At 42.1% G+C, this 6684-nt stretch carries 4 protein-coding genes and 1 pseudogene; all 5 read right to left on the minus strand.

What is annotated here, in order from left to right; genetic code table 11:
* Nucleotides 1–201 precede the first annotated feature (201 nt).
* Nucleotides 202–690: pseudogene (locus tag IM485_RS22175) on the minus strand (CobW family GTP-binding protein); the annotation flags it as partial.
* 114 nt (nt 691–804) lie between these two features.
* The gene (gene thrS, locus IM485_RS22180) at nt 805–2661 is read right to left on the minus strand and encodes a threonine--tRNA ligase (protein ID WP_104397491.1); all 1857 of its coding nucleotides are present in this window, start codon (nt 2659–2661) and stop codon (nt 805–807) included.
* 506 nt (nt 2662–3167) lie between these two features.
* Entirely contained in the window at nt 3168–3911 is a 744-nt protein-coding gene (locus IM485_RS22185) for an alpha/beta hydrolase (RefSeq protein ID WP_287745603.1), read from the minus strand.
* Between the two features lie 139 nt (nt 3912–4050).
* Nucleotides 4051–4563, minus strand: coding sequence for a flavodoxin FldA (fldA, locus tag IM485_RS22190; RefSeq protein WP_104397494.1), 513 nt, complete (start codon nt 4561–4563; stop codon nt 4051–4053).
* Nucleotides 4564–4827: 264 nt separating this feature from the next.
* Nucleotides 4828–5856, minus strand: coding sequence for a chlorophyll a/b binding light-harvesting protein (locus IM485_RS22195; RefSeq protein WP_287745605.1), 1029 nt, complete (start codon nt 5854–5856; stop codon nt 4828–4830).
* Nucleotides 5857–6684 lie beyond the last annotated feature (828 nt).

Raw genomic sequence — 6684 nt, forward strand, 5'->3', positions numbered from 1 at the left:
ATGTTATTAGTAGTTGGTCTTCCGTACTCAATTTGCTAGGTCTACCTGTCTTTTTTTGCCAAACTTTTTCTGCCTTTAGGACTGTTACCATATCCTTAAATGTATCTGGATACACGCCACACAAGCGTTTGAACTCTGTTGGCTTTAAAGTTTTTACTTGTTCGTAAGTCATCTTTCAATCTTAACTCTTGGACTATTTTATCCTATTTTGTCTAGACTTATGCAAGAGATCTTATCAAAATGATCGGCAGTAAAGGTTTCAGAATCCACGATGGTAATAATAGAATCTAAGCGAGTCAGATATTTTAATTCCGTGGCTAAGAAAGTGAGGATAATTGGCAAAGGATCGGCTAATCCTGTGGTTTCAATAATTAGATAGTCCACGGGTATTTCTTTTTCTAAGACCTGATAGACTGTCTCAATTAAACTATCATTAATCGTACAACAAATACAGCCATTACTCAATTCTACCATATCTTCATCGATGGAAACAAGCAATTGAGAATCAATATTAATATCCCCAAACTCATTGACTAAGACGGCAACTTTTAACCCTTCTTTATTGTCAAGAATATGATTGAGTAAGGTGGTTTTTCCACTCCCTAAAAAACCAGTAATAATCGTCACAGGCATTCCTGATTTAGGTAAACAAGGGAGGGAATCGGAGAGGGGAATTATCAAAGAACTCATGGCAGCTAACCCACTTGTAAGTTAATTAATTGGCAGAAAATAGGCTTTTCTCAACCCTGTTAAATTCGCTTGGAGGGGATCGATATCCACTAATTGCTGGTTTATACAAAAGTTTCAGAGATTAGTTTTAGATAGGATCGCCGTTTGCATTTTTTCTAATAAATCTGCCAGCGTCATCGAACCTAAATCACCCCCTTGTCGAGTGCGAACACTTAGAGTTTTACTGCTAACTTCTCGTTTTCCAATCACAGCTAAGACAGGGATTTTTTCTAGTTCTCCTGTACGAATTTGTTTGCCTAAACGCTCACCACTTTTATCGATTTCCACTCGATAACCAGCTTGTTTTAACTGCACTGCTATCTCTAAAGCATAATGCTGCTGTTCATCACTAACGGGTAATAAACGGACTTGAATAGGTGCTAACCAGAGAGGAAAATCTCCCGCATAATTCTCGATTAAAATACCAAAAAATCTTTCCAAAGAGCCAAAAATAGCTCGATGAATCATAATCGGTCTTTCCCGAGTACCATCCCTAGCGACATATTGCATATCAAAGCGTTCTGGCAAGTTAAAATCGACCTGAATCGTGGAACATTGCCACATTCTACCGATCGCATCTTGAATTTTTATATCAATTTTTGGACCATAAAAAGCCCCACCTCCCTGATCCTCAATATAATCCCACTTTTTAGCATTTAAGGCCTCAATTAAAGCTGCGGTTGCCAATTCCCAAACACTATCGCTACCCACGGATTTACTGGGACGAGTCGATAAATTTACCTCATAATTAGTAAAGCCAAAATCGGAGATAATTTTCTCGGTTAAATTTAAAACTCCTAGAATCTCTGCGGCAATTTGTTCGGGCAAACAAAAAATATGAGCATCATCTTGAGTAAAACCTCTTACCCGCATTAATCCGTGTAAAACCCCCGATCGCTCGTAACGATAAACTGTGCCTAATTCTGCCCATCTGAGGGGAAATTCTCGATAGGAATGCAGGTCATTTTGATAGGTTAAAACATGAAAAGGACAATTCATCGGCTTAATTTGATAGCTTTGCTGTTCTAACTCGATCGCCTCAAACATATTGTCGCGATAAAAGTCCCAATGTCCAGAAGTTTTCCACAGATCTAAATTAGCTAGATGGGGAGTATAAAGAAATTGATAACCCGCTTCTAAATGAGCTTGGCGCCAATAATCTTCGATTAAATAACGCATTGTTGCACCCCGGGGATGCCAAAAAACTAAGCCGCCACCGGCATCTTCTTGGATGCTAAATAATTTTAATTGTTGTCCCAATTTGCGATGATCTCGTCGCTGCGCTTCTTCTTTTTGTTGGAGATAATTTTGTAATTCTGCGGGGGTTTGCCAAGCTGTGCCGTAAATTCGCTGTAATTGCGGCTGTTTTTCATCTCCTTGCCAATAAGCACCCGCTACACTCTCCAAGGCGAAAGCATCTGGGTTAATTTCCCCCGTCGAGTTGAGATGGGGTCCTGCACACAGATCCCACCAAAATTCTTCCGGGGGAGAAACAGCACCATCAATTAACGAGGGTTCTCGATCGCTCCGTCCTGCGTCCGGACTACCGATAAAATAACGGGTAATGGTTTCATCTGGGGGAATTCTCTCTAAAATTAACTTTTTGTAGGGTTGATTAAGGCGCTCGATTTCTGCGGCAATTTCGCTTCTTTCCAGCACTTCTCGGATAATTGGCAGGTTTTTCCCGATAATTCGCCCCATTTCTGCCGCTATTTTCTCCAAATCTTCGGGGGTAAAGGGTGTTGGGCGATCGAAATCGTAGTAGAATCCCGTTTCTGTCCAGGGACCAATAGCGACTTTGGTTTCAGGAAAGAGAGTTTGTACAGCCATCGCTAAGATATGGGCGCAAGTATGGCGTATTTTTACTATTTTTTGCGAATCTTCCTCGATAACGGGGCTTTCTGCTCGGGGGGACTTAATTTGATTGACCATTGCCAGTTAAAGTGATAATGATTATCATTTTAGCAAAGGAGGGCTGATGTCTGAGAGAAAAATGCGCTCAAATCCTCTAGCGGCAAGCTCAACGCTGATAGCTTACCGCTCAAACTGGAAGTCTCCCCGTTTTAAAAACAGGGATTACCGACGATATTCTCAACTTAACAGCCAGAATCCAGGTTATGATCACGAGAAAAGAAACTGAGAAAACAGGTTTCTTGAAGAAACCCATTTTCCGATTTTCCTGAATTTCTCGCTCAAAATCCCGACAATCGATCGCCTCTTCCGAAAAAGCGCGCATTGGATGCACCGCACATTTCAAGCGATAATCTCCAGTACAAAAAACACAGCGACTACAGGGAATTCGATGCAGCTTTTGCAACTGCCGGCGTCCTTGGGCAACAGCAAGAAAAAGAGCAGTAAAAAAGAACAGCAGCGTTATCCAGATTGCGATCGGACAAAAGAGCGGTATTAGCCTTAACATAAATCTCGATTTTTGTCAATTAAGGAATAATTACAGTTTGCTCAGAAAGGAATTCCTGTCGGATTAGCGATCGCCAGAAACTAAAAATCTCTTGACTGACGCTGTAGGGGTGGGAATAGTGGAAAAAATAACGCCCTTTGTGACAACTCCAAATGCGATCGCCTGACTTTAACCAGGGTTGCCATCCCTGCAATAAATGCCGATCGATAATCGTATCGATATCTCCCCCACAGACTAACAGGGGTACGGGAACTGTCCCCGGGGCGAAATGGGCATTCTGATAGAGATTATGGGGAGAAAGGGACAATAATAAATCCTGTTCCAAGAGATAGCGATATTCTTGGGTTAAAGCGCAGGATTGATGACCAAAAAGATTCTGAACCGATTGATTTAGCAGAGTTTGACGAGAACAAGGCAGTAATTTTGATAGCACATAATAATGAGCTTGCCAATCGATCGCCGGATAGACTCCCACAGAGAGCAAAGTTAAGGATTTCACCCTTTCTGGATAACGACGCGCATACAGTAATCCTACTAATCCCCCCGTGCCGTGGCCGACTAAATGCAGCGGTCGATCGCATTGTTTCAGGTAATCTTGTAGTAAGACCAAGGCGATATCAAGGGAAGCTGGCTGATCAAGAGATTGACAGTATTGCCAATCAGCGATCGCAATTTCCCTGGCTAAACAATCCAACACCGGGCGATCAAAACGGCGAAAACTGGGGTTAACATTAATCCAAACTGCATCAGGTAATCGAGACATATTAATCAAGGAGATAGGGGATTTTTTAGTGATCAGTAAACAGTAATCAGTAATTGGTGAAAAGAAAGCTGCGAACTAGCCACTTAATACTATTCACTGATAACTGATAACTGATAACTGATAACTGATTGATAGCTAACTAAACGCCAAATTCGCCCTTAAGTCCCGCGACCCAGGTTTTGATCCGTTGTTCAGTTAAATCGGATTGGTTGTCTTCATCGAGGGCTAAACCGACAAATTTGCCATTTTTTAGGGCTTTCGACTCGTTAAAATCGTAACCTTCGGCGGGCCAATAACCGACGGTTTTACCCCCCAGGGAGGAGATTTTTTCTTCCAATATCCCCAGGGCATCTTGAAAGTTATCCGCATAACTGATTTGATCCCCCATCCCGAAATAAGCGACCTTTTTGGAGACGAAATCAATGTCATCCAATTCATCGAAAAAACCCGCCCAATCGCTTTGTAATTCGCCGATATTCCAGGTGGGACAACCGATAATCAGGGCATCGTAGGGGGCAAAATCCTCGGTAGAAGCGGAGGAGATATCGTGTAATTCTACAATTGCCTCACCTCCAAATTCTTTCTGAATCATTTCCGCCACCGTTTCGGTTTTGCCGGTTTGCGTGCCAAAAAATAAGCCAATTTTTGCCATAAAATTTGTCCTTGTTGCGAAATAAGTGAGTTTAACCCTTAATTCTCCTTGATAGGGAATAAAGCCCCTGATTACAGCTTTCTCCCTCTGAAACTGGCATTTCCTGCCGGCAAGAACTACAGTACCAATAAGAGCGAGAGCGTCCAATGTGATGCAGCAATTTGGTGTTACAACAGGCACAGTAAGGCATAATGGAAAGTTAGAAAGATTTATCAGAGGGGAAAATTAGGAAAAGCGACAATTTATCCTAATCTTCCCGAAAAACTAAGCTTCTATGGCATTTAAGGCTTTTTCTACTCGTTTAAAGTCAAAACCCATCGCGCGTAAAGCGTGCCAGAGATGACCTTGTAAAAAGAAGAAAGCGAGGAAAAAGTGGGCATTAGCTAACCAACAGCGCGCCGTATGTACTCCGAAGGGCAATTTCACCGTGTCGGCAAAGTAGGGAGCAATTCCTAACTTCACTTCTAAAATTGGCCCGTAAAATTCGACTGGATAAGCGAGGGTATTTACCCCACAGAAATAGGCGGCCACGAAACCAGCTAGGGCAATTCCGCCCAAAGAATAGGATAAAATGGCTTCTCCAGAGAAAATCAGCACATTTCTCGCCCATTTGAGCGGGGGAACGATAATATGCCAGATACCGCCCCCAATTAACATTAAACCGACGTAGATATGACCACCGACTAAATCTTCGAGATTGTCCACAGTAGCGAAGTGGGTTTGATAGCCATAGATAACCCAAGGATCGAGGGTTGGTTCACTAACGACTCGGACAGCGCCGATAGTTGCGTCGTATAATCCCCCCCAGTACATAGCTTTGGCCGCTAATAATAATGCAGCTATACCTAAAAAGAGCAGGTGATGACCGAGAATAACTCCTAATTGTCGGGGTTCACTCCAATCGAAATGGAATTTTTTCCCCAGACCAGAGGAATCTTTCAGGGTTTCTGGGACTCTTAACAGGTGAAATAAGGCTCCTGCTCCCAAAACTGCCGAAGAAATCAGATGAATTGAGCCAATCACGAAAAAGGGATAGATATCGATGATTTGCCCCTTTTCTCCGACTCCAAAGCCTAAAGTGGCCAGGTGCGGCAGTAAAATTAAGCCCTGTTCTGCCATGGCTATATCGGGGCGATACTGGGAAATTTCAAATAAGGTGAAGGCTCCTGCCCAAAAAGCGATTAAAGCAGCTTGGGCAACGTGGGCAACGATAAATAAGCCTGATTTATCGGCAAAACGGGCATTTCCTGCCCACCAGTCGTATTCGATCTGAGGATTATCGTAGGTCTGCATGGCATCTTTTAACGAAAATAGAACCAAGCTTATTGATAATAATATGCAATAAGCTTTAAGTCTTAGTCTAGAATAATTCTCAATAAAGTCAAGTTAAGAATTGTTACAGTTGCTCGGTATACTTTAATACATTAGTATTTTTAGCCGGTTTAGCCTTTGAAAATCAAGGCTTTTCAGCATGAATCTTGGATCGCAGCTAGAGTAATCGCCTTAAATAATTGAGAATAATTATTAATTAGTTTTTACCAAGGACTAGAGGATAATTAGCTTGTCATCACTTAAACAAGCCTATAATTAGGGGCTGCTGAATAAATCTAAAAACCTTGTTGGATAAGGCTTTTAAACTTTTTTTCCTCAAAAAGTGCCGACCATTGGAGGGATCGGGGGGAAAATTCCTGGACTTTTTCTCTGAAAATTAGGTAACTGACTACCTCAAAATCGGTAAAACCCCACACCCTGCCCCCAGGAAAAGCTTTTTGCCGCAAACCCTAATTACAGTCTGCTCAGAAAGAAATTCCTGTGGAACTAGAGATCGCCAGAAACTAAAAATCTCTGGCGTTGTCAGACAAAGAGATGAGAAGGCAAAATAGATAGAAACTCAATGAAGGAAAAAAAACGATGAAATGTCCAGAATGTAAAAGTGACCACATCAATAAAAATGGTCATCGTGGTCAAAAACAAAACTATATAGGGTCTGCTGAAAAAGTTTTTCCTGGGGGTAGGGTGTGGGGTGTGGGGTGTGGGGTGTAGGGTTTTACCGATTTTCAGGTGGTCAACTACCTAATTTTCAGGGAAAAAGTACCTCAATTTTCCCCCTGATCACTCCCA

The sequence above is a fragment of the Microcystis sp. M169S2 genome (genome assembly GCF_020245865.1).
GTDB lineage: Bacteria > Cyanobacteriota > Cyanobacteriia > Cyanobacteriales > Microcystaceae > Microcystis > Microcystis ichthyoblabe_A.

Excerpts from the sequence above, each read along its gene's own strand:
- fldA (WP_104397494.1), bottom strand. The coding sequence starts at position 4,563 with ATGGCAAAAATTGGCTTATTTTTTGGCACGCAAACCGGCAAAACCGAA.
- thrS (WP_104397491.1), bottom strand. The coding sequence starts at position 2,661 with ATGGTCAATCAAATTAAGTCCCCCCGAGCAGAAAGCCCCGTTATCGAG.
- IM485_RS22185 (WP_287745603.1), bottom strand. The coding sequence starts at position 3,911 with ATGTCTCGATTACCTGATGCAGTTTGGATTAATGTTAACCCCAGTTTT.
- IM485_RS22195 (WP_287745605.1), bottom strand. The coding sequence starts at position 5,856 with ATGCAGACCTACGATAATCCTCAGATCGAATACGACTGGTGGGCAGGA.